The organism is Micromonospora cynarisoli (genome assembly GCF_030518815.1).
Taxonomy (GTDB): domain Bacteria; phylum Actinomycetota; class Actinomycetes; order Mycobacteriales; family Micromonosporaceae; genus Micromonospora; species Micromonospora wenchangensis.
Window position 1 is genome coordinate 6,514,395 of sequence record NZ_CP130426.1, and the last position, 21,614, is coordinate 6,536,008.

The following is a 21,614-nucleotide window of genomic DNA, read 5'->3' on the forward strand; positions in this document are numbered from 1 at the left end:
GCGCCGGGGCTCCGTCCCGGGCGGTCACCCGCACGATCAGTGACGACCCGCTGGGCGGCACCGTACGGCGGACCGTGCTGCCGAGCGGGTTGCGGGTGCTCACCGAGGCGATCCCGACGATGCGCAGCGTCTCGTTCGGCATCTGGGTCACGGTCGGCTCGCGGGACGAGACGGGCCCGCAGGCCGGTGCCGCGCACTTCCTGGAACACCTGCTGTTCAAGGGCACCCAGAAGCGCACCGCGCTGGAGATCTCCGCCGAGATCGAGGCGGTAGGTGGTGAGACCAACGCCTTCACCACCAAGGAGTACACCTGCTACTACGCGCGGGTGCTCGACGAGGACCTGCCGCTGGCCATCGACGTGATGTGCGACGCGGTCGCCGACTCGCTGCTGGAACCGGCCGACGTGGAGACCGAACGCGGGGTCATCCTCGAAGAGATCGCCATGCACGACGACGAGCCGGGCGACGAGGTGCACGACCTGTTCGCCCGCGCCGTCTACGGCGACCACCCCCTCGGCCGGTTGATCTCCGGCACCGAGGAGACGGTCACCCCGATGACCCGCAGGCAGATCCAGAGCTTCTACCGCCGCAGGTACACCGCGCCGCAGATCGTGATCGCCGCCGCCGGCAACCTCGACCACACCACCGTGGTCCGGCTGGTCCGCCAGGCGCTGCGCGGCACCCCGCTGGACACCGACCCGGCCGCGCCGGGCACGCCCCGGCCGAACACCCCGGCGGTACGCACCAGTCCGGCCACCGTCCTGGTCGAGCCGAAGGAGACCGAGCAGGCGCACGTCATCCTCGGCTGCCCCGGCATCGACCGGGTCGACGAGCGGCGGTTCGCCCTCGGGGTGCTCAACAACGTCCTCGGCGGCGGCATGTCCAGCCGGCTGTTCCAGGAGATCCGCGAGCGGCGTGGCCTGGCCTACTCGGTCTACTCCTACGCCAGCCAGTACGCCGACAGCGGCCTGTTCGCCGTCTACGCCGGCTGCGCGCCGGGCAAGGTCGACGAGGTGCTCCAGTTGACCCGCGCCGAGTTGGCCAGGGTGGCCGCCGACGGGCTGACCGAGGCGGAGGTGGCCCGGGGCAAGGGGATGAGCAAGGGCTCGTTCGTGCTGGGCCTGGAGGACACCGGCTCCCGGATGAGCCGGCTGGCCAAGGGTGAGCTGCTCTACGGCGACCTGATGCCGGTGGACGAGCTGCTGGCCCGGGTGGACGCGGTGACCGTGGCCGACGTGAACACCCTCGCCGCCGAGCTGCTGGGCCGGCCGATGTCGCTGGCGGTGGTCGGCCCGTTCGGCGAGCACGACTTCGCCGGCTGAGTCCGCCACCCGCCACCCGCCGCCGGGTCGTCCCGGCGGCGGTCCGACCCGCCGGTGTCCGGGGTGGGCGGCGACTCGCGGTCGGGTCCGGAGTGCGTACCGGGACCGGCCGGTGGGACGGTGGTGGTCCGGCGGTGGCCCGCGTCCCGATTGGGATAGGTTGTGCCGCGTGACTGACGAGCAGGAGAAGGGCCCGGCAGGGGCGGTCCGGGTCGGCGTGCTGGGTGCCCGGGGCCGGATGGGCGCCGAGGTGTGCCGGGCGGTCGACGGGGCCGACGACCTGGCGCTGGTGGCCGCCGTCGACCAGGGCGACGAGTTGTCCGCCGCCTCCGCCGCCGAGGTGGTCGTCGACTTCACCACCCCGGACGTGGTCATGGACAACCTGCGCTGGTGCATCGACCAGGGCGTGCACGCGGTGGTCGGCACCACCGGCTTCACCGGGCAGCGGCTGGAGCAGGTGCGCGGCTGGCTCGCCGACCGGCCCGACGTCGGGGTGGTGATCGCCCCCAACTTCGGCATCGGCGCGGTGCTGATGATGCAGTTCGCCGCCCGCGCGGCCCGGCACTTCGAGTCCGTGGAGATCATCGAGCAGCACCATCCGCGCAAGCTCGACGCGCCGAGCGGCACCGCCACCCACACCGCCCGGCTGATCGCGCAGGCCCGCGCCGAGGCCGGCCTCGACCCGGCCCCCGACGCCACCAAGGACGAGGTGCCCGGCGCGCGGGGCGCCGACATCGACGGGGTACGCGTGCACGCGGTCCGCGCCACCGGCCTGCTCGCCCACCAGGAGGTGCTGTTCGGCACCCTCGGCGAGACGTTGACCATCCGGCACGACTCGTACGACCGGGTGTCGTTCATGCCCGGGGTGCTGCTGGCGGTGCGGACGGTCCGGCGGCGGCCGGGCCTGACCGTCGGCCTGGACCCCCTGCTCGACTAGACCCGGCCGGGCCGGCGTCCGTGTCACGCCGGAGCCGGTGCGGGCGGTGGGGGCGAATTCGTTTGGTGGTGGACCGTCGTGCGCCCCTAGGCTGCCCCGGTGCTGGATTCCGGACACACCGATCGGGCCGGGCGGCGGGTCACCCTGCGTCCGGTGGACGACGACAACTGGCGGGCGGTGGCCGACCTGGCCCCCCGCGACGACCAGCGGCGGTGGGTGCCCGCGCTGGCGGCGCGTTACCTGGTGCTGACCTCGCGTTCCGAGGTCTGGACGTCGCTGGCGGTGTACGCCGACGAGACCGTGGCCGGCCACGTCATGTGGGGCGTCGACGACGACGGGTCCCGGTGGATCGGCGGGATGCTGATCGACGCCGCCGAGCAGGGCCGGGGGGTGGGCCGGGCCGCCGTACGCACCCTCGCCGCCTGGCTGGGCGGGCCGGACGGCGGGCGTCCCGTCCGGTTGTCGTACCACCCGGACAACACGGCCGCCGCCCGGCTCTACGCCTCGCTGGGCTTCGCCCCGACCGGGGCGACGGAGGACGACGAACTGGTCGTCGAGCTGCGCCGCTGACCCCGGCGCGGTGTCACTCCTGCTCGATGACGGACAGGATGTTGCCGGCCGGGTCGGTGAACCAGGCGATCGTCGGCCCGTTGTCGCGCATGATCCCCCGGTCGTCCTGCGGCAACCCCGGGTAGTGCGTGAACCGCACCCCCCGGTCGGTCAGCTCGTCGACCGCCCGGTCGACGTCGGCCACCGGGAAGTTGAGCACGGTGAACGTCGCCGGCACGTGGTCGGCCTTGGGATAGACCACCACGTCCCGGTCGCCGGCCAGGTGCAGCATCAGCAGCCCGCCCGGGCCGCCCAGCTGCGACACCCGCAGGTCGAGGGTGCCGGCGTAGAACTCCCGGGCCCGGTCCGTGTCGTCGGCCGAGAACCCGCTGAACGCCTTCGTCTCCCGGAACATGCCCGTCTCCCTCACCGTCGGTGGCGCACTCCCGCCTCCGGTCTACCAGGGTGGGCCGACAGAATCGGGGCGGGTCGTCAGGGCGTGTCGTCCGGCTCGGCGGGGACCGCGACGTGCAGCCGTACCTGGGGGACGAGCATGTCGTCGACGTCCAGCGCGCGGGCCGCGCCGTCCGGCTCCCAGCCGGTGCTGGTGAGGAACCTACGGATCGCCTCGTCGCCGTCGAACGTCCAGGCGACCGCGTGGGTGAACCCGTCGGCACGCCAGGCGTCCACGGCGGCGGCGAGCAGCCGGCTGCCGTGCCCGCGCCGGCCCCAGCGCGGCTCGACCAGCAGGTCGGTCACCGCGACCACCCCGGCACCCAGCGCCGTCTCCGGCTCGCCCGGGGCGAGCGCTTCCGCGTCCGCCGGCCCGGAAGCCGCGAAACCCACCAGATAGGATTGCTCGGCCTGTTCCACGGCGACGAGCACCCGGTGCGCAGCCGAGGGCGGCTCCTGCACCGCCGCGCTCCACCGCCGGGCGAGCCACGCCTCGTCCAGGTTGTCGAGCACGTGCCGGGGCAGCAGCCGACGGTACGCGACCCGCCAGGTCGCGAGCTGCACACGGGCGATCTCGGCGGCGTCCTCGGGACGCGCCGGGCGGACGTACCCCAGAGCCATGGCACGAAAGCCTAGGCCACAGCGAGGGAGACGACGGTGGCGCAGGGGGCCAGGCGGACGGCCGGGCAGGTCGTCGCGGTGGTGGTGCTCGCCGCCGCGGTGGCCGCGTTCCTCTCCGTGGCGGCCGTCCGGCACGGCTTCTTCGACCTGAAGGTCTACTACGGCGCGCTGCACTTCTGGGTGCACGACCACGGCGAGATCTACGACTACCTCAAGCCCGGCACCCAGTACGGCTTCACCTACCCGCCGTTCGCCGCCCTGGTGATGCTGCCGATGGCGTACCTGCCGTGGCCGGCCGCGATCACCGTCAGCGTGGCGGCCACGGTGCTGGTCAGCGCGGTGCTGGTCTGGTGGCTGCTCGCCCCGGTCGCCGGGCGGGCCGGCTGGACCCGGTGGTTCGTCCTGGCGGTGGCGCTCTGCCTGGCCGCCGCGTTCGAACCGATGCGGGAGACCGTCAACTTCGGCCAGGTCAACATGCTGCTGCTGTTCCTGGTGGCGGTGGACCTGCTGCGGCTGCTGCCGGCCGGCAACCGGTGGGCCGGGGTCGGCATCGGGCTGGCCACCGCGATCAAGCTGACCCCGGGCGTCTTCATCGTCTACCTGCTGATCACCAGGCGGTTCCGGGCCGCCGGCACCGCCGTCGCCGCCGCTGCCGCCGCGACCCTGCTCGCCGCCGCCGTCTTCCCCGACGCCGCCCGGGAGTTCTGGACGTCGGCGCTGTGGAACACCGACCGGGTGGGCGAGTTGGCGTTCGTGTCCAACCAGTCGCTGCGCGGCGTGGTGGCCCGGCTCGACCCGGAGCACCCGAGCACCCTGGCCTGGCTGGCGCTGGTGCTGGTCACCCTGGCCGTCTGGGCGTGGCGCTGCCGGGCCGCCGTGGCGGTCGGCGACGAGGCCACCGGGCTGGCCCTGACCGGCGCGCTGATGTGCCTGGTCAGCCCGGTCACCTGGGTGCACCACCTGGTCTGGTTGATCCCGGCGCTGATCCTGCTTGTCGACAACGCGGTCGCCGCGCCCGCCGGCAGCCTGCGGCGACGCGCGCTGCTGGCCGGCGCGGTGGTCGGCTACGCGCTGCTGTGCAGCCGGATCGTCTGGGCCTGGGAGAAGGACTTCACCGGGATCGGCGGCTTCCTGGGCAGCAACACCTACGTCTGGATCAGCCTCGCGTTGCTGGTGCTGCTGCCGATCCGTGGCTGGGCGGCTCCGGTCGGCGGCCGACCCGGCGACCCGGCGGGACCTGTCGACCCCGGCGTCGGGCGGCCTCCGGCCGGCTCAGTCGGGCAACCGGCCGGTGTAGCGCAGTTCGTCGAGGTACACCGGGGGACCGCCACCGGCCAGCGGCACCGGGTAACGGGACCGCTCGCCGTCGACTGACAGGCCGGCCCGCTCGTAGAACCGGCGGGCGCGGGCGTTGTCGGCGAGCACCCACACCCGGTACTCCCGCCAGCCGCGTGCCGCCAGAGCGTCGCGGGCGGCGGCGAACAGGTGCCGCGCGGTGCCGTCGCCCCAGTGCGCCGGCTCCACGTACATCGCCAGCACCTCGCCGTACGCCGGGTCCAGGTCGCCCCGGTCCTGGTTGTTGCGGTACGGCCCGAAGGTGGCGAACCCGGCCGGCAGCCCGTCGACCTCGGCGAGCAGGGTGGTGAACGGGTGCTCCGGGTCGGCCGTGCCCACGTCCCGCCGGCGTTGCGCCCAGGCCACCGGGTTGAGTCGGGCCAGCACCTCGGCGGGCATGATGCCGGCGTACCCGGCCTGCCAGCCGTGGATGTGCACCCGGGCGATCGCCTCGGCGTCGTCGGGCTCCTCGCGGCGGATGGTGAGCATGCGTCCGTTCTATGCCCCGACGGGCGGTCGGTCCAGCGTCCGCTCCGGTGTCGTACCGCTGGTCTAGGGTCGTCGGCGATGGTCGCACCGGAATCGCTCTCGCTCGCCCAGGCCCGGCGGATGACGCTCGCCGCCCAGGGTTTCGCCGACCCTGCGCCCGCCGGGGTGCCCACCCGCCGGCACCTGCGCCGGGTGCTCGACCGGGTCGGGCTGATCCAGATGGATTCGGTCAACGTGCTGCAACGGGCGCACTACCTGCCGCTCTACAGCCGGCTCGGGCCCTACCCGACCAGCCTGCTCGACACCGCCGCCTACCGCCGCCCCCGCGAGCTGTTCGAATACTGGGGGCACGAGGCGTCCCTGGTGCCGGTGGGGCTGCACGCCGCGCTGCGCTGGCGGATGGCCAAGGCCCGCGACGACGCCTGGGGCGGGATGCGCCGGATCGCCGCCGAGCAGCCCGAACTGGTCGCCTGGGTGCGCGACGAGGTGGCCGCCCGGGGCCCGCTGACCGCCGCCGAGATCGAACACGACGCGCCCCGGGAGACCGGCCACTGGGGCTGGAACTGGTCGGCGGTGAAGCGGGCGCTGGAGTTCCTGTTCTGGGCCGGCGAGGTCACCGCCGCCGACCGGACACCCTCCTTCGCCCGCCGCTACGACCTGCCCGAACGGGTGCTGCCGGCGGCCGTGCTCGACGCCCACACGCCGACCGACGCGCAGGCGTACCGCACCCTGGTCGCGGTGGCCGCCCGGTCGCTGGGGGTGGCCGCCGAGCCGGAGCTGCGGGACTACTTCCGGCTCCCGCTGGCCGGTGCCCGGCAGGCGGTCGCCGACCTGGTCGAGGCCGGCGTGCTGGTGCCGGTGACGGTGCAGGGGTGGCGGCAGCCGGCCTGGCGGCACGTCGACGCCCGGCTGCCCCGCTGGGTCCGGGGCAACACCCTGGTCAGCCCGTTCGACCCGCTGGTCTGGGAGCGGGCCCGCACGGAGCGGCTGTTCGGCTTCGGCTACCGGATCGAGATCTACGTGCCGGCCGCGCAGCGGGTGCACGGCTACTACGTGCTGCCGTTCCTACAGGGGGAGCGGTTCACGGCCCGGGTCGACCTCAAGGCCGACCGCAGGGCCGGGGTGCTGCTGGTGCCGGCGGCCTGGCAGGAGCCCGGCGTCGACCCGGGGGAGACCGCCGTCGCGCTCGCCGCCGAGCTGCACCGGCTCGCCGGCTGGCTCGGCCTGGACGCGGTCGCCCCACCGGCGGCCGGTGACCTGGCCGCCCCGCTGACCGCCGCGTTGCGCAGCCTCACCGGTGTACCGTGAGGCCGTGACGAGCGTTGACGGGCCGACCGGGCCGACCCGGTCGGGGCAGGGCACCGATCCGACGTCGACCGGTGCCGCACCGGCCGGCGTCACCCATCCGCTGAGCGACCCGCCCCCCGTCGGCACGCCGGCCGGGCCGCACCCCCACCCGGCGGCGGGCACGGGCGTCGACGGGCTGCCGCCCGGGTCCTGGTCGGCGGGGCCGCCGGTGGTGTGGCAGCCACCGGAGCCGGACCGGCTCACCCGCTTCGTGCTCCGGTTGCACGCCCGTTCGCCGCGCTGGGCGGCCCCGCTGGCCGCGCTCGGCTGCGTCACCGCCGGGATGGGATACGCGCTGGTCAGCGAGCCGACCACCAGCGACCCCGACGCCGCGCCGAGCTGCCTGCTCAAGCTGACCACCGGGCTGGACTGTCCGGGCTGCGGGGGCACCCGCGCGCTGTGGTACCTCCTGCACGCCGACCTGCCGGCCGCCGCCCGCCACCACGCCGTGTTCGTCTTCGCGGTGCCCTTCCTGGCGTACCTCTTCGTCGCCTGGGCCGGTCGGCAGGCGTTCGGGTGGCGGCTGCCCGAGCTGCGGCTCAGCTCCCCGGTGATCGGCGGGTTCCTGGCCGTCTGGATGGCCTTCTCGGTGCTGCGCAACCTGCCCTGGGCGCCGTTCACCGCCCTGTACGTCTGACCGGCCTGAGCCGGGCGGCGGGCCGGGTGGGAGACGTTGGCCACCCGCCGCCGCCCCCGGCCGGAACGGTCCGTGATCTCGCTGGTCAGCGCGGTGGCCCGAGTTTCCCCGCAGCCCACCTGGCCACTACAGTCGCAGGAATGCCGGAGATGGTGCAGCCCCAGGTGCAGTTGATCGCGTGGACCCAGTTCCAGGCCCCCGACGGCGTGCCGTGGTCGACCGACGCCGAGGGCGGCCAGGCGCTCGCCGAGTTCGCCGGCCGGGCCTGCTACCAGAGCTGGAAGAAGCCGAACCCGGCGACCGCCACCAACGCCGGCTACCTGGCGCACATCCTGGAGGTCGGGCACCTGTCGGTGCTGGAGCACGGCAGTGTGACGTTCTACTTCACCGGGGTGTCCCGCTCGTTCACCCACGAGCTGATCCGGCACCGGCACTTCTCCTACTCCCAGCTCTCCCAGCGCTACGTGCCGGAGCGGGACGCGGCGATGGTCGAGCCGGCGGTGATCGCCGACGACCCGGAGCTGCACAAGCGGTTCGTCGAGGCCGCCGAGGCGAGCGTGCGGGCGTACACCGAACTGCTGGAGGGGCTGGAGCAGCGGTTCGCCGACGAGCCCAACCCGACGCTGCGCCGCAAGCAGGCCCGCCAGGCGGCGCGGGCGGTGCTGCCCAACGCCACCGAGACCCGGATCGTGGTCACCGGCAACTACCGCGCCTGGCGGCACTTCATCGGGATGCGGGCCACCGAGCACGCCGACGTCGAGATCCGTGAGCTGGCCGTGGAGTGCCTGCGGCAGCTCCAGCGGGTCGCCCCGAACGTCTTCGCCGACTTCGTCGTCTCGACCCTGCCCGACGGCACCGAGGTGGCGACCAGCCCGCACGCACAGCTGTCCTGAGCCCTTCCCCACCGGCTGTCCGGTGCTCGTCCGCTAGGTTGTGAGCATGACGCACGACCACCCTGCCGCCCCCGACCGGGGCGTGTCGCGCCCGTTCGGGCGGCTGCTCACCGCGATGGCGACCCCGTTCACCGCCGACGGCTCCCTCGATCTCGACGGGGCCGTCCGGCTGGCGACCTACCTCGTCGACGAGCAGGGCAACGACGCGCTGGTGCTCAACGGCACCACCGGCGAGTCGCCGACCACCTCGGACGCGGAGAAGGAGACGCTGATCCGCGCGGTGGTCGAGGCGATCGGTGACCGGGCGCAGATCGTGGCCGGTGTCGGCACCAACGACACCCGGCACACCATCGAGCTGGCCGCCGCGGCCGAGAAGGCCGGCGCGCACGGCCTGCTGGTGGTGACCCCGTACTACAGCAGGCCGCCGCAGCGGGGGCTGGTGGCGCACTTCACCGCCGTCGCCGACGGCACCGGCCTGCCGATCATGATGTACGACATCCCGCACCGCGCCGGGGTGCCGATCGAGACCGAGACGCTGGTGCGGCTCGCCGCGCACGAGCGGATCGTCGCGGTCAAGGACGCCAAGGGCGACCTGACCGCCACCGGCTGGGTGACCAGCCGCACCGACCTCGCCTTCTACAGCGGCGAGGACTCGCTCACCCTGCCCACCCTGGCGGTCGGCGGGGTCGGGCTGGTCGGCACGTCGACCCACTTCACCGGCGCGCTCGCCAAGCAGATGATCGAGGCGTACGACGCGGGTGACACCGGCACGGCGCTGGCCCTGCACCGGCGGCTGCTGCCGCTGTTCACCGGGATCTTCCGCAGCCCGGGCACCATCCTGGTGAAGGCGGGCCTGAACGTGCTGGGCCTGCCCGCCGGCCCGGTGCGTCCGCCGCTGGTGGACGCCACCGACGATGAACTGGCCCTGCTGCGCGCGGACTGCGCGGCGGCGGGCCTGGACCTGCCCGAATGATCGAACGACACGACGGACGCCGGGTTACGGCGTCGCAGAATGAGGTGGACGCGTGACCGAGGCGCAATTCGAGGGTGAACTGCCCCCGCCGCTGCCCGAGGGCGGGCTGCGGATCATCCCGCTCGGCGGACTCGGTGCCATCGGCCGGAACATGACAGTCTTCGAGTACGACGGCAAGCTGCTGATCATCGACTGCGGGGTGCTCTTCCCCGACGTGGAGCAGCCCGGCGTGGACCTGATCCTGCCCGACTTCGGGCCGATCCTGGACCGGCTGGCCGACGTGCAGGCGATCGTGCTGACCCACGGTCACGAGGACCACATCGGCGCGGTGCCGTACCTGCTCGCCCACAAGCCTGACATTCCCCTGGTCGGCTCCCAGTTCACCCTCGCCCTGGTCGAGGCGAAGCTGGCCGAGCGGCGCATCCAGCCCTACACGCTCACCGTCCGCGAGGGCGGGCGGGAGCGGCTGGGCCCGTTCGAGTGCGAGTTCTTCGCGGTCAACCACTCGATCCCGGACGCCCTCGCGGTGGCCGTGCGTACCCCGGCCGGCCTGGTGCTGCACACAGGTGACTTCAAGATGGACCAGCTCCCGCTGGACGGCCGGATCACCGACCTGGCCGGTTTCGCCCGGCTCGGCGCGGAGGGCGTCGACCTGCTGCTGTCGGACTCCACCAACGCCGAGATCCCCGGTTTCGTCACCCCGGAGCGGGAGATCGGGCCGGTGCTCGACTCGATCTTCGCCAAGGCGAAGGGGCGGATCATCGTCGCCTCGTTCGCCTCGCACGTGCACCGGGTGCAGCAGGTCTTCGACTCGGCGCTGGAGCACGGCCGCAAGGTGGCGCTGATCGGCAGGTCGATGGTCCGCAACATGGGCATCGCCCGGGACCTCGGCCTGCTCAACATCCCGGCCGGTCTGGTGATCGGCATCGAGGAGGCCACCACGCTGCCACCCGACCAGATCGTGCTGATGTCCACCGGTTCGCAGGGCGAGCCGATGAGCGCGCTGGGTCGGATGGCCAGCGGCGACCACAGGCACATCACCATCGCCCCCGGCGACACGGTCGTGCTCGCCTCGTCGCTGGTGCCCGGCAACGAGACCTCGGTCTACCGGGTGATCAACCGGCTGGCCCGGGCCGGCGCGGTGGTGGTGCACAAGGACGTCGCCAAGGTGCACGTCTCCGGGCACGCCCCGGCCGGTGAGCTGCTCTACCTGCTCAACGTGGTGCGCCCGAGCAACCTGATGCCGGTGCACGGCGAGTGGCGGCACCTGCGGGCGCACGCCCGGCTCGGCGTCGAGTCCGGCGTCGCCCCGGACCGGGTCGTGATCTGCGAGGACGGCGACGTCGTCGACCTGGTCGAGGGCCGGGCCAGCGTGGTCGGGCACGTGAAGAGCCGCTACGTCTACGTCGACGGCCTGGCCGTGGGGGACGTCAGCGAGTCGCTGCTCACCGAGCGGCGGATCCTCGGCGACGGCGGTTTCATCGCCACCACCGTGGTCGTCGACTCGGTCACCGGCAAGGTGGTCGCCGGCCCGACCCTGTCGGCGAAGGGCTTCTCCGAGGACCCGGCCGCGTTCAACCCGGTGATCCCGCTGGTCACCGAGGCGCTGAACCGGGCCGCCGCGGACGGCGTCACCGATCCGCACCAGCTCCAGCAGATCGTCAGGCGCACCGTGGGGCGCTGGGTCAACGACGCGTACCGCCGCCGCCCGATGATCGTCCCGACCGTCGTCGAGGTCTGACCGGGGCCGACCGGCGTCGCGTCGACATCGGCGCGACGCCGCGGCCGACCGGGGTCTCTCCGGGTGATCAGGCGGGCACGTTCCGTCGATAACTGCGGATCGGCTCATCCGGACGGTGGCCGGCTGCGTACCTCCGTCCGGCGGGCGTACCCCGCGTCGGCCGGGAGGAGCATGACGGATGGACCGCAGACGGATGACAGCGATCGGCGTCGTGCTGGCGGCGACGGGACTGACGGCGGCGGTGACCCTGCCGTCGTTCGCCGGTGACCAGGGCACGCCACGCGCCGGGGGGACCGACGCCCGTGCGGTCGGCGGGCCGGCCCCCGAGGTGGTGGACGCGCTCAGCCGCGACCTGCGGATCAGCCGGGACCAGGCGGTCCGGCGGTTGACCGCCGAGCAGCAGGCCGCCGCCCGGTTGACCGGGCTGCGCGCCGCGCTCGGCAACGACTACGGCGGAGCCTGGCTCAGCGGCGACGGGTCCACCCTGAACGTGGCGGTCGCCGACCCCGCCCAGGCCGACCGGGTCCGGGCCGCCGGCGCGGTGCCCAAGCCGGTCGACCGGGCCGTCGGCGAGTTGGACGCGGCGAAGACCCGGCTCGACGCGGTGGGCGGGCAGGCGTCCCCGGCCATCACCGGCTGGTACGTCGACGTCGCCACCAACTCCGTGGTGGTGCTCGCCCAACCGGGTGCCGAGGCGCGGGCCCGCCGGTGGGCGGCGGGCAGCGGGGCCCCGGCGGACGCGGTGCGGGTGACCACCTCCCGGGAGCAGCCGCGACCGCTGTTCGACCTGGTCGGCGGTGACCCGTTCTTCATCAACGACATCGGCCGCTGCTCGATCGGCTTCGCGGTGGTGGGCGGGTTCGTCACCGCCGGGCACTGCGGCCGGGTCGGCGACCGCACCACCGGGTTCAACCAGGCCCGGCAGGGGGTGTTCGCGGCGTCGTCGTTCCCGCGCGACGACTGGGCGTTCGTGCGCACCAACGGCCAGTGGACCCCGCAGGGGGTGGTCAGTGACTTCAACGGCGGCACGGTGCCGGTCAACGGCTCCGCCGAGGTGCCGCCCGGCGCGTCGATCTGCCGTTCCGGCTCCACCACCGGGGCCCGGTGCGGCGTCGTCCAGGCCCGCAACGCCACCGTCAACTATCCGGAGGGGACGGTGACCGGCCTGACCCGGACCGACGTCTGCGCCGAACCGGGCGACTCCGGCGGCTCGTGGATCGCCGGCGACCAGGCGCAGGGGGTCACCTCCGGCGGCTCCGGCGACTGCACGGTCGGCGGCGTCACGTTCTTCCAGCCGGTCAACGAGATCCTCCAGCGCAACAACCTGACCCTGGTCACCGCGGACGGCGGCCAGCAGGCGACGCGACGCGGCCGCTGACCACCCCGGTACCGCGGCCCCCGACCTCCACCGCCCGCAGGTCGGGGGCCGCTTCCGCGTCCGGGGCGGCGGCGGTCAGGGCAGGGCGGCGACCGCGTCGGCGTACGCGACGCCGGTGCTCACCGCCGCGTCGACCAGGATGCCGAGCTGCGCCGGGGCCACCCCGTGCGCCAGGTCGGTGGTGACGTCGCCGGCCAGCACCAGCTCACCGCCGGGCAACTCGTGGACGTACGCCTTCGGCAGCAGCCGGTCGTGGTTCCACGCGTTGCAGAACTCGTACGCCTCGGTCAGCCGTCCCGCCGCCAGCCGCCGGGCCGCCACCACCCGGGCGTGCAGGATCTCCCCGTGCCGGCCGAGCAGGCGGAACTGCACGACCGCCTCGTCCCAGCGGCCGACCACCACGCCTGCGGCGTCGACGGCGTACACGTCGCCCCGGGTGTCCAGCACGGCGGCGAGCTGCGCCAGGCTCAGCGGGGCCGGCTCCTCGGCCGAGGGCAGGAACGGTTCGTCGGCCGGGCCGTCGACGCTCTCCGGCTCCGGCAGGGGCACCGGGTCGCCGGTCGGCCGTTCGGCCAGCCAGGCGGCGATCCGGCCGGCGTGGTGCCCGGTGCCGTTGCGCGCGTCGAAGCTGCCCGCCAGCCGGGTCGCCTCGGCCAGCAGGTCGGTGCCGAGGGTCGCCACGTCCGGTTCGGCGGTGGGCCGGTCGGCGTGGCCGGGGCGGCGTATCCGTCGACCGTCGTGGCCGGAATCGGCGGCGAGCGCGCAGACCAGCGCCCCGGCGGCGGCGAACTCCATCGCCGACAGGTCGTCGTAGGGGTGGTCCAGCCGGGGCAACTGCTCGGCGAGGAGGTCAAGCGCCCGGTCCGGGTGTCCGGCCAGCGCGCAGAACCGCAACTGCGCGGCCAGGTACGGCAACGCCGCGCGTTCCCGCCGGTGCCGCCGGTACGCCCGCAGGTGCGCCGTCGCGGCCTGGCCGGCCGCCCCGGTACGCAGCCACGGCAGCAGCCCCACCGCGAGGGCCCGTTCCGGCTGGTCGGTGCAGTCGACCCCGGCGTCGAGCGCGGGGCGCAGCGCCGCCAACGCGGCCCGGTCGTCCCCCCAGCCGGCGAGCAGTTCGGCGCGGCGTACCGCCAGGCAGGCGGCGCAGCCGGTCTCCGGGTCCGGCGCGGCGGCCCTCCACCTGTCGTACCACCGGCGGGCGGTGGGCTCGTCACCTGTGTGGTCGGCGAGCCGGCACCGCAGCTGGGCGACCACGCCGGCCTCCGCGCCGACCCGGCGGGCCAGCGCGTCGAGGAGGGCGTACGCCTGGTCCAGCCCGATCCGGGGGGTGCCGATCGCGGCCTCCACCGCCTGGCGCAGGTGCCGGCGCAGCAGTTCCGCGTCGCCGGGGCGGGCGTCGAGCAGTTCGGGGGACCGGTCAACGGCGGCCAGCAGGCGGCGTACCGGCTCGATGATCCGCCACCGTCCACCGTGCCGCAGGTACGCCGCCACCAGTGCGAACCGGGCGTCCAGGGCGGAGTGCGGGTCGCCCAGCGCGTCGGCGCGGGCGGCGATGCGGTCGAGTTCGGCCAGCCGGGCCTCCCCGTCGGGCAGGTCCCCGGCGTCGGCGAACGCGGCGGCCAGGCCCGGGTCGCGCGGCGCGGGCGGCCCGTCCGCCCCGGGACGGAACCCGCCGGTCATCCGGGCGTCCGGCCGGGTAGCCGGCCGACGGCGGCGGCGAGCTGGCAGCCGGCGGTGATGCCGCAGTCGAGCAACCGGTCGAGCTGGTGCGGGGTGACCCCGCGTTCCAGGTCGGTGATCACCTCGCCGCAGACCTGGGCCCGGCCGTCGTCGTCGACGTGCACGAACGCCTTCGGCCAGAACCGCTCGTGGTTCCACGCGTTGCAGAAGGCGTAGAGCGCCGGCACGTGGTCGATGCCGAAGGTCGCCGCCGCCAGGGTGCGGACCTGGAGCAGCTCGCCGTGGACGCCCTGACGCAGGAACCAGATCAGGCTGTCGTCCCAGCGGCCCACGAGGTCCCCGTCGCCGTCGGTGACGACGACGTACCCCCGGGTGCCCAGCACGGCGGCGACCAGGTCGGTGGTCAGCGGACGCAGGGCCTGCGGGTGACCCGCGAGGGGGTCGGGACGGTCCGCGAAAGCAGGCGACGCCATCGGGCATCCCTTCTGAGGCGAATAACACGTCTACGGGCGTGGTCCGTGCTGCGACGCGCGGACACGACCCGGAAAAGCGGCGATCTTCCGGGTAACGCCGTTACGGTGACTCTATGGCGGGCCGTACCTCTCAGGCGAGCCGGCGACGCGGCGCGTCGCCGCGCGGCACCACGAACAGTCGTGCCCGTCAGCCGGCGAAGAAGACCACCCGGGCGGCGGCCCGGCGGCGGCCGGCACCCAGGCCCGCTCCGGCGGCCTACGTGGGCCGGGCCATCGGGGCACTGTGGATGGGCCTGGCGCACGGGGTCGGGTGGGGCTTCCGGGCCGCCGGCCGGCAGGCCGCCTCCGCCCGGGAGTTGGACCCGGAGCACCGCCGCGACGGCGCCGGCCTGCTGCTGTTCGGGCTGGCCATCCTCAGCGCGGTGGCGATCTGGTTCTCCGGCGCCGGCCCGTTCGGCGCGCGCCTGGCCGACACCGTGCGCCTGTTCCTGGGCGCGATCGCGGTGGTGGTGCCGGTGCTGCTGATGATCGGCGCCTGGCGGCTGATGCGTACCCCGGTGGACCCGGAGCACCGGGGGCGTGGCCTGGTCGGCTGGGGTTCCATGCTGGTCGCCACGGCGGCGATGCTGCACATCGGACAGAATCCCGTCGACCCGGTGCAGCGTGACTACGCCGGTGGCCTCGTCGGCGCCGGCATCGGCGACCTGCTGGAGCGGGCGGTGACCGCCTGGGTGGCGCTGCCGCTGCTGATCCTGCTGCTCGTCTTCGGCCTGCTGGTGGTGACCGCCACCCCGATCAACAAGATCCCGGAGCGGCTCGGTCTGCTCGCCGGCACGCTGGTCGCCCCGCCCGAGGCTCCGGCCGAGGAGGACGCGGAGCCGACGGAGTCCGCCGCGAAGCCGGCCCGTAGACGACCCGCCCGTAAGGCCGCGCCCCCGCCGCCCGACCCCGACGACTTCGACGACGTCGGCCCCGAGGTCGACCTCCAGGAGACGATCGTGCTGCCCCGCCGGCCGGCGAGCCGGGTGCCGGCCCGCCGCAAGCCGGTGGAGCCGCCGGAGCACTCCGCCCCGCCCACCCGCGCCGAGCAGCTCGCGCTGACCGGGCTGGCCGGCGACTACGTGCTGCCGCCGGCCAACATGCTCACCGGTGGCGCGGCCCCGAAGACCCGCAGCAAGGCCAACGACGAGGTGATCGCCGCGCTGACCGGCGTCTTCGACCAGTTCGGGGTGGACGCCGAGGTCACCGGTTTCACCCGGGGCCCGACCGTCACCCGCTACGAGGTCGAACTGGGGCACGGGGTCAAGGTCGAGCGGATCACCCAGCTCTCCCGCAACATCGCGTACGCGGTGAAGTCGCCCGACGTACGCATCCTCAGCCCCATCCCGGGCAAGAGCGCGGTCGGGGTGGAGATCCCCAACACCGACCCGGAGAACGTCGCCCTCGGTGACGTGCTGCGGTCCCGGGCGGCCACCAGCGACCACCATCCGATGGTGGTGGCCCTCGGCAAGGACATCGAGGGCGGCTTCGTGGTCGCCAACCTCGCGAAGATGCCGCACATCCTGATCGCCGGGGCCACCGGCGCGGGCAAGTCGAGCTGCCTCAACACCCTGCTGGTGTCCATCCTGACCCGGGCCACGCCGGACGAGGTGCGGCTGCTGCTGATCGACCCCAAGCGGGTCGAGATGACCGGGTACGAGGGCATCCCGCACCTGGTCACCCCGATCGTGACCAACGCCAAGAAGGCGGCCGACTCGCTGGAGTGGGTCGTCCGCGAGATGGACATGCGCTACGACGACCTCGCCGCCAACGGGGTCCGGCACATCGACGACTTCAACCGCAAGGTGCGCAACGGCGAGATCAAGGCCCCGCCGGGCAGCGAGCGGGAGATGCGGCCGTACCCGTACCTGCTGGTGATCGTGGACGAGCTGGCCGACCTGATGATGGTCGCCCCGCGCGACGTGGAGGACTCGGTCGTCCGGATCACCCAGCTGGCCCGCGCCGCCGGCATCCACCTGGTGCTGGCCACCCAGCGGCCGAGCGTCGACGTGGTGACCGGCCTGATCAAGGCGAACGTGCCGTCCCGGCTGGCGTTCGCCACCTCGTCGCTTGCCGACTCCCGGGTCATCCTCGACCAGCCGGGCGCGGAGAAGCTGCTCGGCCGGGGCGACGGGCTGTTCCTGCCGATGGGCGCGTCGAAGCCGGTCCGCATCCAGGGCGCCTGGGTGACCGAGCGTGAGATCGCCGACGTGGTGAAGTTCTGCAAGGACCAGCGCGAGCCGGAGTTCCGCTCCGACGTGCTGGCCCCGGCGCAGGACAGCAAGAAGAAGATCGACGAGGACATCGGCGACGACCTGGACCTGCTGGTGCAGGCGGTGGAGCTGGTGGTGACCTCGCAGTTCGGGTCGACGTCGATGCTCCAGCGCAAGCTGCGGGTCGGTTTCGCCAAGGCGGGCCGGTTGATGGACCTGATGGAGACCCGGGGGGTGGTCGGCCCGTCCGAGGGTTCCAAGGCCCGCGACGTGCTGGTCAAGCCGGACGAGCTGGAAGAGGTGCTGGTCGGCCTGCGCGGCGACGTGGACTGACCCGGGACGTGCGACGGGCCCGCCGGATCTCCGGCGGGCCCGTTCGCGCAGGTGGGTCAGCTGTTCGTCATGGCGCTGATCAGCACCAGGCTCAGGACGATGGCGGCCACGTTCGCGGCGGCGGCGTACCAGCCCAGCGGCTTGTCGCCGAGCACCGCGCCGACGATGCCGAGCGCCAGGCCGATGATGCCGAAGATGACCGGCGCGATCAGCAGCGCGACGACGGCGAAGACGAACGCCAGGATGGTGCAGATGCGGGCGGCGTTGGTACGCGGGCGGGCGGGGGCGTGGATGTCGGCCATGACGTCCTCCGTGGTCGGGAGCCTGAGTGCTGTGCTGATCGATCACTACCCACACCTGACGGAAACTACGCACCGGGCCTCGACCAGGGGCACGGGTCAGCTCAGTGGAAGAGCTTGAGGCCGACCACGCCGGCCACCACCAGCAGCAGGCTGAGCAGCCGGGGCAGGCTCGTCGACTCGCCGAGGGCGACCATGCCGACCACGGCGGTGCCGACCGCCCCGATACCGACCCAGACCGCGTAGCCGGTGCCGACGGGGATGTCGCGCAGCGCGTACGCCAGGCCGGCCATGCTGGCGACCAGGGTGACCGCGAAGACGGCCGAGGGTAGTGGCCGGCTGAACCCGGCGCTGCGGTCGAGGGAGACCGCCCACGCGGTCTCCAGGAGTCCGGAGAGCACCAGCACCATCCAGGCCATCGGGCGTCACCTCGGGGGTGCGGGTCCCGGGCCGTCGGCCGGGGACGAGTCGGTTCGGCACGGGGCGTCTTGGCCTGACCGGGTACGCCCGCGACTCGTCCGGGGTGGCCGCGCGGGCCACCACGAGCGACGCTAGCACCGCCGGCCGGCCTGGTGGGGTGATCCTCCCCACCAGACCTTGAGCTGAAGTCAGCTTGAGGTTGCAGCATGGGAACATGACGCTGCTCTTCGACGACCGGCAGGTCGCCGCCACCCTGGACGCGCCGACCACCGTCGCGGCGATGCGGGACGCCCTGCTGGCCGCCCACGCCGGCCGGCTCGTCGCGCCACCCCGGGCGTCCGCACCGCTGACCGGCGGGCGGATGGTGCTCACCGCCGGGCAGCTCACCGACGAGTGGTACGGCTTCCGCTCCTACGACACCCTCGGCCACCCGGCCGGCGAGCAACTGGTGGTGCTGCACGACGCCCGGACGGGTGCGGTACGGGCCATCGCCGTCGGCGCGGAGCTGGGCTCCCGGCGTACCGGGGGACTGGGCGCGGTGGCGGTCGACGCCCTGGCCCGCCCGGACGCCGCCACCCTGGGCGTGATCGGCTCGGGCGGGCAGGCGTGGACGCAGGTCTGGGCGACCGCCGCCGTCCGGTCCCTGCGCGAGGTGACCGTGCACAGCCGCTCGGCGGCCCGCCGCGAGGCGTTCGCCGCCCGGGTCCGCGCCGAGCTGGGGACACCCGCCCGCGCCGTCGGCTCGGCCGCCGAGGCGGTCCGCGACCGGGACGTGGTGGTGCTCGCCACCACCAGCGTCACCCCGGTGCTGGCCGCCGCCGATCTCGCCCCGGGCACCCACGTCAACACCGTCGGCTTCAAGCAGGTGCACCGGCACGAGTTCGGCACCGACCTGCTCGACGCCGCCGACGTGCTGGTCACCGACTCGCCGGCCCAGGCGGCGGCGTACGACCCCCCGATGCTGACCGCCGTCGGGCCGTACCCGGGCAGGCTGCGCGACCTGGGGGCGGTGCTGGCCGGGACGGTCCCCGGCCGGACCGGCGCGGACCAGGTGTCGGTGTTCTGCTCCACCGGCCTGGCCGGCACCGAGGTCGCCCTGCTGGACCGGCTGGTCCGGGTGGGAGCGACGACGGTCTGACCGCCGACCGGGTCAGCGGGGGAGGGTGAACCGGCCGACACCGCACGCCGCCGTCGGTCGGGCCCGCGACGTCGCCCGGTACCCTCGGATGGTGTCCGCCACCCCCACGCCTGACAACGCCGGCCCGTCGCGGCCCGCACCGGAGCCGTCGCCCGCCGACGGCCGCCGGGTCGCCCTGCTGACCCTGGGCTGCGCCCGCAACGAGGTCGACTCGGAGGAGTTGGCCGCCCGGCTGCACGCCGACGGCTGGCAGGTCACCACCGACGGCGAGGGCGCCGACGTGGTGGTCGTCAACACCTGCGGGTTCGTGGAGAAGGCCAAGCAGGACTCGATCCAGACCCTGCTCGCGGCCGCCGACACCGGGGCGAAGGTGGTCGCCGCCGGCTGCATGGCCGAGCGGTACGGCCGGGAACTGGCCGACAGCCTCCCCGAGGCGCAGGCGGTGCTCAGCTTCGACGACTACCCCGACATCGCCGCCCGGCTCGACTCGGTGCTGGCCGGCGAGGCGATCGGCGCGCACACCCCTCGGGACCGCCGCGAGCTGCTGCCGCTGACCCCGGTCAACCGGCGGGAGTCGGCGGTGTCGCTGCCCGGCCACGGCACCCCGACCCGGGTCGCGCCGGAGGCCGACGAGCACACCCCGGCGCACCTGCGGCAGGTGCTGCGCCGTCGGCTCGACACCGGCCCGGTGGCCTCGCTGAAGCTGGCCAGCGGCTGCGACAGGCGGTGCGCGTTCTGCGCGATCCCCGCGTTCCGGGGCGCGTTCGTCTCGCGTACCCCCGACGAGCTGCTCGCCGAGGCGGAGTGGCTGGCCAAGACCGGCGTCCGCGAGCTGGTGCTGGTCAGCGAGAACTCGACCTCGTACGGCAAGGACCTGGGCGACCCGCGGGCGCTGGAGAAGCTGCTGCCGCAGCTCGCCGCGATCGACGGGATCGTCCGGGTGCGGGCCAGCTACCTCCAGCCTGCCGAGACCCGGCCCGGCCTGGTCGAGGCGATCGCCACCACCCCCGGCGTGGCCCCCTACTTCGACCTGTCGTTCCAGCACTCCAGCGAGCCGGTGCTGCGTCGGATGCGCCGGTTCGGCTCCACCGACCGGTTCCTGGAGCTGTTGGCGAGCGCCCGCGCCCTCGCCCCGGAGGCGGGCGCGCGGAGCAACTTCATCGTCGGTTTCCCCGGCGAGACCCGGCAGGACGTGGCCGAGCTGACCCGCTTCCTGACCGAGGCGCGGCTCGATGCGATCGGCGTGTTCGACTACAGCGACGAGGACGGCACCGAGGCCGCCGGGCTGCCCGGCAAGCTCTCCGCCGCCACCGTCAAGCGCCGCTACGACCGGCTCGCCGCGCTCGCCGACGAGTTGTGCTCGCAGCGGGCCGAGGAACGACTCGGCAGCACCGTCGAGGTGCTTGTCGACACGGTCGACGACGGCGTGGTGGAGGGCCGGGCGGCGCACCAGGCCCCCGAGGTCGACGGCTCGACCACCCTGGTCGCCCCGGTCGGCGGCGGGGTCGACCTGGCCGCGTTGCGCCCCGGCGACCTCGTCCGGGCCACGGTCACCGCGACCGAGGGCGTCGACCTGGTGGCCGTGCCGGATGAGATGATCTCGGCGGCGCCCGGCGCGGAACGGTGACGGTGGGCCCGGACGGAGCGGGGGAGCCAGGTGGGGCGGTGCCAGGTGGGCCGGAGCGGGGCGCGGCGGTGACCGGGGCGGCGGAGTCCGCGCCGCCGGTGGCCCGGGTGCCGGTGCTCAACGCGGCCAACGGCCTGACCCTGCTGCGGCTGGTGCTGGTGCCGGTCTTCGCCGCGTCGGTGGTCGCCTCCGGCATGACCCACACCGGGTGGCGGATCGCCGCCTGTCTGATCTTCGCGTTCGCCTCGATGACCGACCTGGTCGACGGCTGGATCGCCCGCCGCTTCGGCCTGGTCACCTCGGTCGGCAAGGTGGCCGACCCGATCGCCGACAAGGCGCTCACCGGTGCCGCCCTGGTGCTGCTCTCCGTCTACGACCTGCTGCCCTGGTGGGTGACGGTGCTGATCCTCGTCCGCGAGCTGGGCATCACCGGGCTGCGGTTCTGGGTGATCCGGCACGGCGTGATCGCCGCCAGTCGGGGCGGCAAGCTCAAGACGGCGTTGCAGATCCTGGCCATCGCCTGGTACCTGTGGCCGATGCCGGCGGCCCTCGCGGCCGTCGGGCCCTGGATCATGGCCGCCGCCGTGCTGGTCACCGTGGTCACCGGCTTCGACTACGTCGCCCAGGCCCTGCGCCTGCGCCGTCCCCGGCCCTGACCGGCCCGCACCATCCCCGCTGAGCCGCCGTACCGGAATCCCGGTGCGGCGGGACTGCCGT

At 74.2% G+C, this 21,614-nt stretch carries 21 protein-coding genes and 1 riboswitch; of the genes, 14 read left to right on the forward strand and 7 right to left on the reverse strand.

Going from position 1 to position 21,614, the window contains the following annotated elements:
• Window positions 1-35 precede the first annotated feature (35 nt).
• The 3 genes from Q2K16_RS28720 (at window position 36) to Q2K16_RS28730 (ending at window position 2,829) form a co-directional block, all read left to right on the forward strand.
• Entirely contained in the window at window positions 36-1,322 is a 1,287-nt protein-coding gene (locus Q2K16_RS28720; protein ID WP_302746645.1) for a M16 family metallopeptidase, read from the forward strand.
• Between the two features lie 169 nt (window positions 1,323-1,491).
• A complete protein-coding gene (gene dapB / locus Q2K16_RS28725) occupies window positions 1,492-2,259 on the forward strand; it encodes a 4-hydroxy-tetrahydrodipicolinate reductase (RefSeq protein ID WP_302741408.1) in 768 nt (255 codons plus the stop codon).
• A gap of 99 nt (window positions 2,260-2,358) precedes the next feature.
• Window positions 2,359-2,829: a GNAT family N-acetyltransferase gene (locus Q2K16_RS28730; protein WP_302741409.1), complete on the forward strand. Its 471-nt coding sequence runs from the start codon at window positions 2,359-2,361 to the stop codon at window positions 2,827-2,829.
• Window positions 2,830-2,842: 13 nt separating this feature from the next.
• Here the strand turns inward: Q2K16_RS28730 and Q2K16_RS28735 are convergent, their stop codons facing one another.
• On the reverse strand, window positions 2,843-3,223 hold the full coding sequence (locus tag Q2K16_RS28735) for a VOC family protein (protein ID WP_302741410.1): 381 nt from the start codon (window positions 3,221-3,223) through the stop codon (window positions 2,843-2,845).
• A 77-nt stretch (window positions 3,224-3,300) separates the two neighbouring features.
• A complete protein-coding gene (locus tag Q2K16_RS28740; RefSeq protein WP_302741411.1) occupies window positions 3,301-3,882 on the reverse strand; it encodes a GNAT family N-acetyltransferase in 582 nt (193 codons plus the stop codon).
• A gap of 36 nt (window positions 3,883-3,918) precedes the next feature.
• On the opposite strand from Q2K16_RS28740, the gene Q2K16_RS28745 reads away from it, so the two are divergent.
• The gene (locus tag Q2K16_RS28745) at window positions 3,919-5,256 is read left to right on the forward strand and encodes a glycosyltransferase 87 family protein (protein WP_302741412.1); all 1,338 of its coding nucleotides are present in this window, start codon (window positions 3,919-3,921) and stop codon (window positions 5,254-5,256) included.
• Here Q2K16_RS28745 and Q2K16_RS28750 read toward each other — a convergent pair.
• A complete protein-coding gene (locus Q2K16_RS28750) occupies window positions 5,155-5,706 on the reverse strand; it encodes a GNAT family N-acetyltransferase (RefSeq protein WP_302741413.1) in 552 nt (183 codons plus the stop codon). The genes Q2K16_RS28745 and Q2K16_RS28750 overlap by 102 nt on opposite strands.
• A 78-nt stretch (window positions 5,707-5,784) precedes the next feature.
• Between Q2K16_RS28750 and Q2K16_RS28755 the strand changes: the two genes are divergently transcribed.
• The 6 genes from Q2K16_RS28755 to Q2K16_RS28780 all read left to right on the forward strand — a co-directional run bounded on the left by Q2K16_RS28755 (window position 5,785) and on the right by Q2K16_RS28780 (window position 12,675).
• Window positions 5,785-7,014, forward strand: coding sequence for a winged helix-turn-helix domain-containing protein (locus tag Q2K16_RS28755; RefSeq protein WP_302741414.1), 1,230 nt, complete (start codon window positions 5,785-5,787; stop codon window positions 7,012-7,014).
• A gap of 4 nt (window positions 7,015-7,018) precedes the next feature.
• Entirely contained in the window at window positions 7,019-7,690 is a 672-nt protein-coding gene (locus Q2K16_RS28760; RefSeq protein ID WP_489671822.1) for a DUF2752 domain-containing protein, read from the forward strand.
• Between the two features lie 149 nt (window positions 7,691-7,839).
• Window positions 7,840-8,583, forward strand: a complete 744-nt coding sequence (thyX, locus tag Q2K16_RS28765; protein ID WP_088645583.1) for an FAD-dependent thymidylate synthase — start codon at window positions 7,840-7,842, stop codon at window positions 8,581-8,583.
• A gap of 46 nt (window positions 8,584-8,629) precedes the next feature.
• Entirely contained in the window at window positions 8,630-9,556 is a 927-nt protein-coding gene (dapA, locus tag Q2K16_RS28770) for a 4-hydroxy-tetrahydrodipicolinate synthase (protein ID WP_302741415.1), read from the forward strand.
• A gap of 52 nt (window positions 9,557-9,608) precedes the next feature.
• Window positions 9,609-11,297, forward strand: coding sequence for a ribonuclease J (locus Q2K16_RS28775; protein ID WP_302741417.1), 1,689 nt, complete (start codon window positions 9,609-9,611; stop codon window positions 11,295-11,297).
• 178 nt (window positions 11,298-11,475) lie between these two features.
• A complete protein-coding gene (locus Q2K16_RS28780) occupies window positions 11,476-12,675 on the forward strand; it encodes a S1 family peptidase (protein WP_302741418.1) in 1,200 nt (399 codons plus the stop codon).
• A gap of 75 nt (window positions 12,676-12,750) precedes the next feature.
• On the opposite strand, the gene Q2K16_RS28785 is transcribed toward Q2K16_RS28780, so the two are convergent.
• Both Q2K16_RS28785 and Q2K16_RS28790 read right to left on the reverse strand, forming a co-directional pair.
• Complete coding sequence (locus tag Q2K16_RS28785; RefSeq protein WP_302741419.1) at window positions 12,751-14,355, reverse strand: YbjN domain-containing protein; 1,605 nt, start codon at window positions 14,353-14,355, stop codon at window positions 12,751-12,753.
• A complete protein-coding gene (locus Q2K16_RS28790; RefSeq protein ID WP_302741420.1) occupies window positions 14,352-14,828 on the reverse strand; it encodes a type III secretion system chaperone family protein in 477 nt (158 codons plus the stop codon). Before Q2K16_RS28790 ends, Q2K16_RS28785 begins: the two co-directional genes overlap by 4 nt.
• 113 nt (window positions 14,829-14,941) lie before the next feature.
• Here Q2K16_RS28790 and Q2K16_RS28795 point away from each other — a divergent pair, with 113 nt between their 5' ends.
• Window positions 14,942-17,413 carry an FtsK/SpoIIIE family DNA translocase gene (locus Q2K16_RS28795; RefSeq protein ID WP_302741421.1) on the forward strand — a complete coding sequence of 824 codons (2,472 nt, stop codon included), beginning with the start codon at window positions 14,942-14,944 and terminating at the stop codon, window positions 17,411-17,413.
• A 56-nt stretch (window positions 17,414-17,469) separates the two neighbouring features.
• On the opposite strand, the gene Q2K16_RS28800 is transcribed toward Q2K16_RS28795, so the two are convergent.
• Window positions 17,470-17,715, reverse strand: coding sequence for a hypothetical protein (locus tag Q2K16_RS28800; protein ID WP_302741422.1), 246 nt, complete (start codon window positions 17,713-17,715; stop codon window positions 17,470-17,472).
• Between the two features lie 101 nt (window positions 17,716-17,816).
• Window positions 17,817-18,131 carry a DMT family transporter gene (locus Q2K16_RS28805; protein WP_302741423.1) on the reverse strand — a complete coding sequence of 105 codons (315 nt, stop codon included), beginning with the start codon at window positions 18,129-18,131 and terminating at the stop codon, window positions 17,817-17,819.
• 59 nt (window positions 18,132-18,190) lie between these two features.
• Window positions 18,191-18,255: riboswitch (guanidine-III (ykkC-III) riboswitch) on the reverse strand.
• Between the two features lie 91 nt (window positions 18,256-18,346).
• Between Q2K16_RS28805 and Q2K16_RS28810 the strand changes: the two genes are divergently transcribed.
• The 3 genes from Q2K16_RS28810 to pgsA all read left to right on the forward strand — a co-directional run bounded on the left by Q2K16_RS28810 (window position 18,347) and on the right by pgsA (window position 21,553).
• On the forward strand, window positions 18,347-19,270 hold the full coding sequence (locus Q2K16_RS28810; protein ID WP_302741424.1) for an ornithine cyclodeaminase family protein: 924 nt from the start codon (window positions 18,347-18,349) through the stop codon (window positions 19,268-19,270).
• Window positions 19,271-19,358: 88 nt separating this feature from the next.
• The gene (gene rimO, locus Q2K16_RS28815) at window positions 19,359-20,897 is read left to right on the forward strand and encodes a 30S ribosomal protein S12 methylthiotransferase RimO (RefSeq protein WP_489671823.1); all 1,539 of its coding nucleotides are present in this window, start codon (window positions 19,359-19,361) and stop codon (window positions 20,895-20,897) included.
• A gap of 68 nt (window positions 20,898-20,965) precedes the next feature.
• Window positions 20,966-21,553 (forward strand): CDP-diacylglycerol--glycerol-3-phosphate 3-phosphatidyltransferase, encoded by a 588-nt coding sequence (gene pgsA, locus Q2K16_RS28820; RefSeq protein WP_302746647.1) that lies wholly within the window; start codon window positions 20,966-20,968, stop codon window positions 21,551-21,553.
• The last annotated feature ends 61 nt before the right edge of the window (window positions 21,554-21,614 follow it).

What these genes read in the sequence shown, in the direction of transcription:
- Q2K16_RS28735 (WP_302741410.1), bottom strand. Translation starts at nt 3,223, where the DNA reads ATGTTCCGGGAGACGAAGGCGTTCAGCGGGTTCTCGGCCGACGACACG.
- Q2K16_RS28740 (WP_302741411.1), bottom strand. Translation starts at nt 3,882, where the DNA reads ATGGCTCTGGGGTACGTCCGCCCGGCGCGTCCCGAGGACGCCGCCGAG.
- Q2K16_RS28750 (WP_302741413.1), bottom strand. Translation starts at nt 5,706, where the DNA reads ATGCTCACCATCCGCCGCGAGGAGCCCGACGACGCCGAGGCGATCGCC.
- Q2K16_RS28755 (WP_302741414.1), top strand. Translation starts at nt 5,785, where the DNA reads ATGGTCGCACCGGAATCGCTCTCGCTCGCCCAGGCCCGGCGGATGACG.
- thyX (WP_088645583.1), top strand. Translation starts at nt 7,840, where the DNA reads ATGGTGCAGCCCCAGGTGCAGTTGATCGCGTGGACCCAGTTCCAGGCC.
- dapA (WP_302741415.1), top strand. Translation starts at nt 8,630, where the DNA reads ATGACGCACGACCACCCTGCCGCCCCCGACCGGGGCGTGTCGCGCCCG.
- Q2K16_RS28780 (WP_302741418.1), top strand. Translation starts at nt 11,476, where the DNA reads ATGGACCGCAGACGGATGACAGCGATCGGCGTCGTGCTGGCGGCGACG.
- Q2K16_RS28785 (WP_302741419.1), bottom strand. Translation starts at nt 14,355, where the DNA reads ATGACCGGCGGGTTCCGTCCCGGGGCGGACGGGCCGCCCGCGCCGCGC.
- Q2K16_RS28790 (WP_302741420.1), bottom strand. Translation starts at nt 14,828, where the DNA reads ATGGCGTCGCCTGCTTTCGCGGACCGTCCCGACCCCCTCGCGGGTCAC.
- Q2K16_RS28795 (WP_302741421.1), top strand. Translation starts at nt 14,942, where the DNA reads ATGGCGGGCCGTACCTCTCAGGCGAGCCGGCGACGCGGCGCGTCGCCG.
- Q2K16_RS28800 (WP_302741422.1), bottom strand. Translation starts at nt 17,715, where the DNA reads ATGGCCGACATCCACGCCCCCGCCCGCCCGCGTACCAACGCCGCCCGC.
- Q2K16_RS28805 (WP_302741423.1), bottom strand. Translation starts at nt 18,131, where the DNA reads ATGGCCTGGATGGTGCTGGTGCTCTCCGGACTCCTGGAGACCGCGTGG.
- Q2K16_RS28810 (WP_302741424.1), top strand. Translation starts at nt 18,347, where the DNA reads ATGACGCTGCTCTTCGACGACCGGCAGGTCGCCGCCACCCTGGACGCG.
- rimO (WP_489671823.1), top strand. Translation starts at nt 19,359, where the DNA reads ATGGTGTCCGCCACCCCCACGCCTGACAACGCCGGCCCGTCGCGGCCC.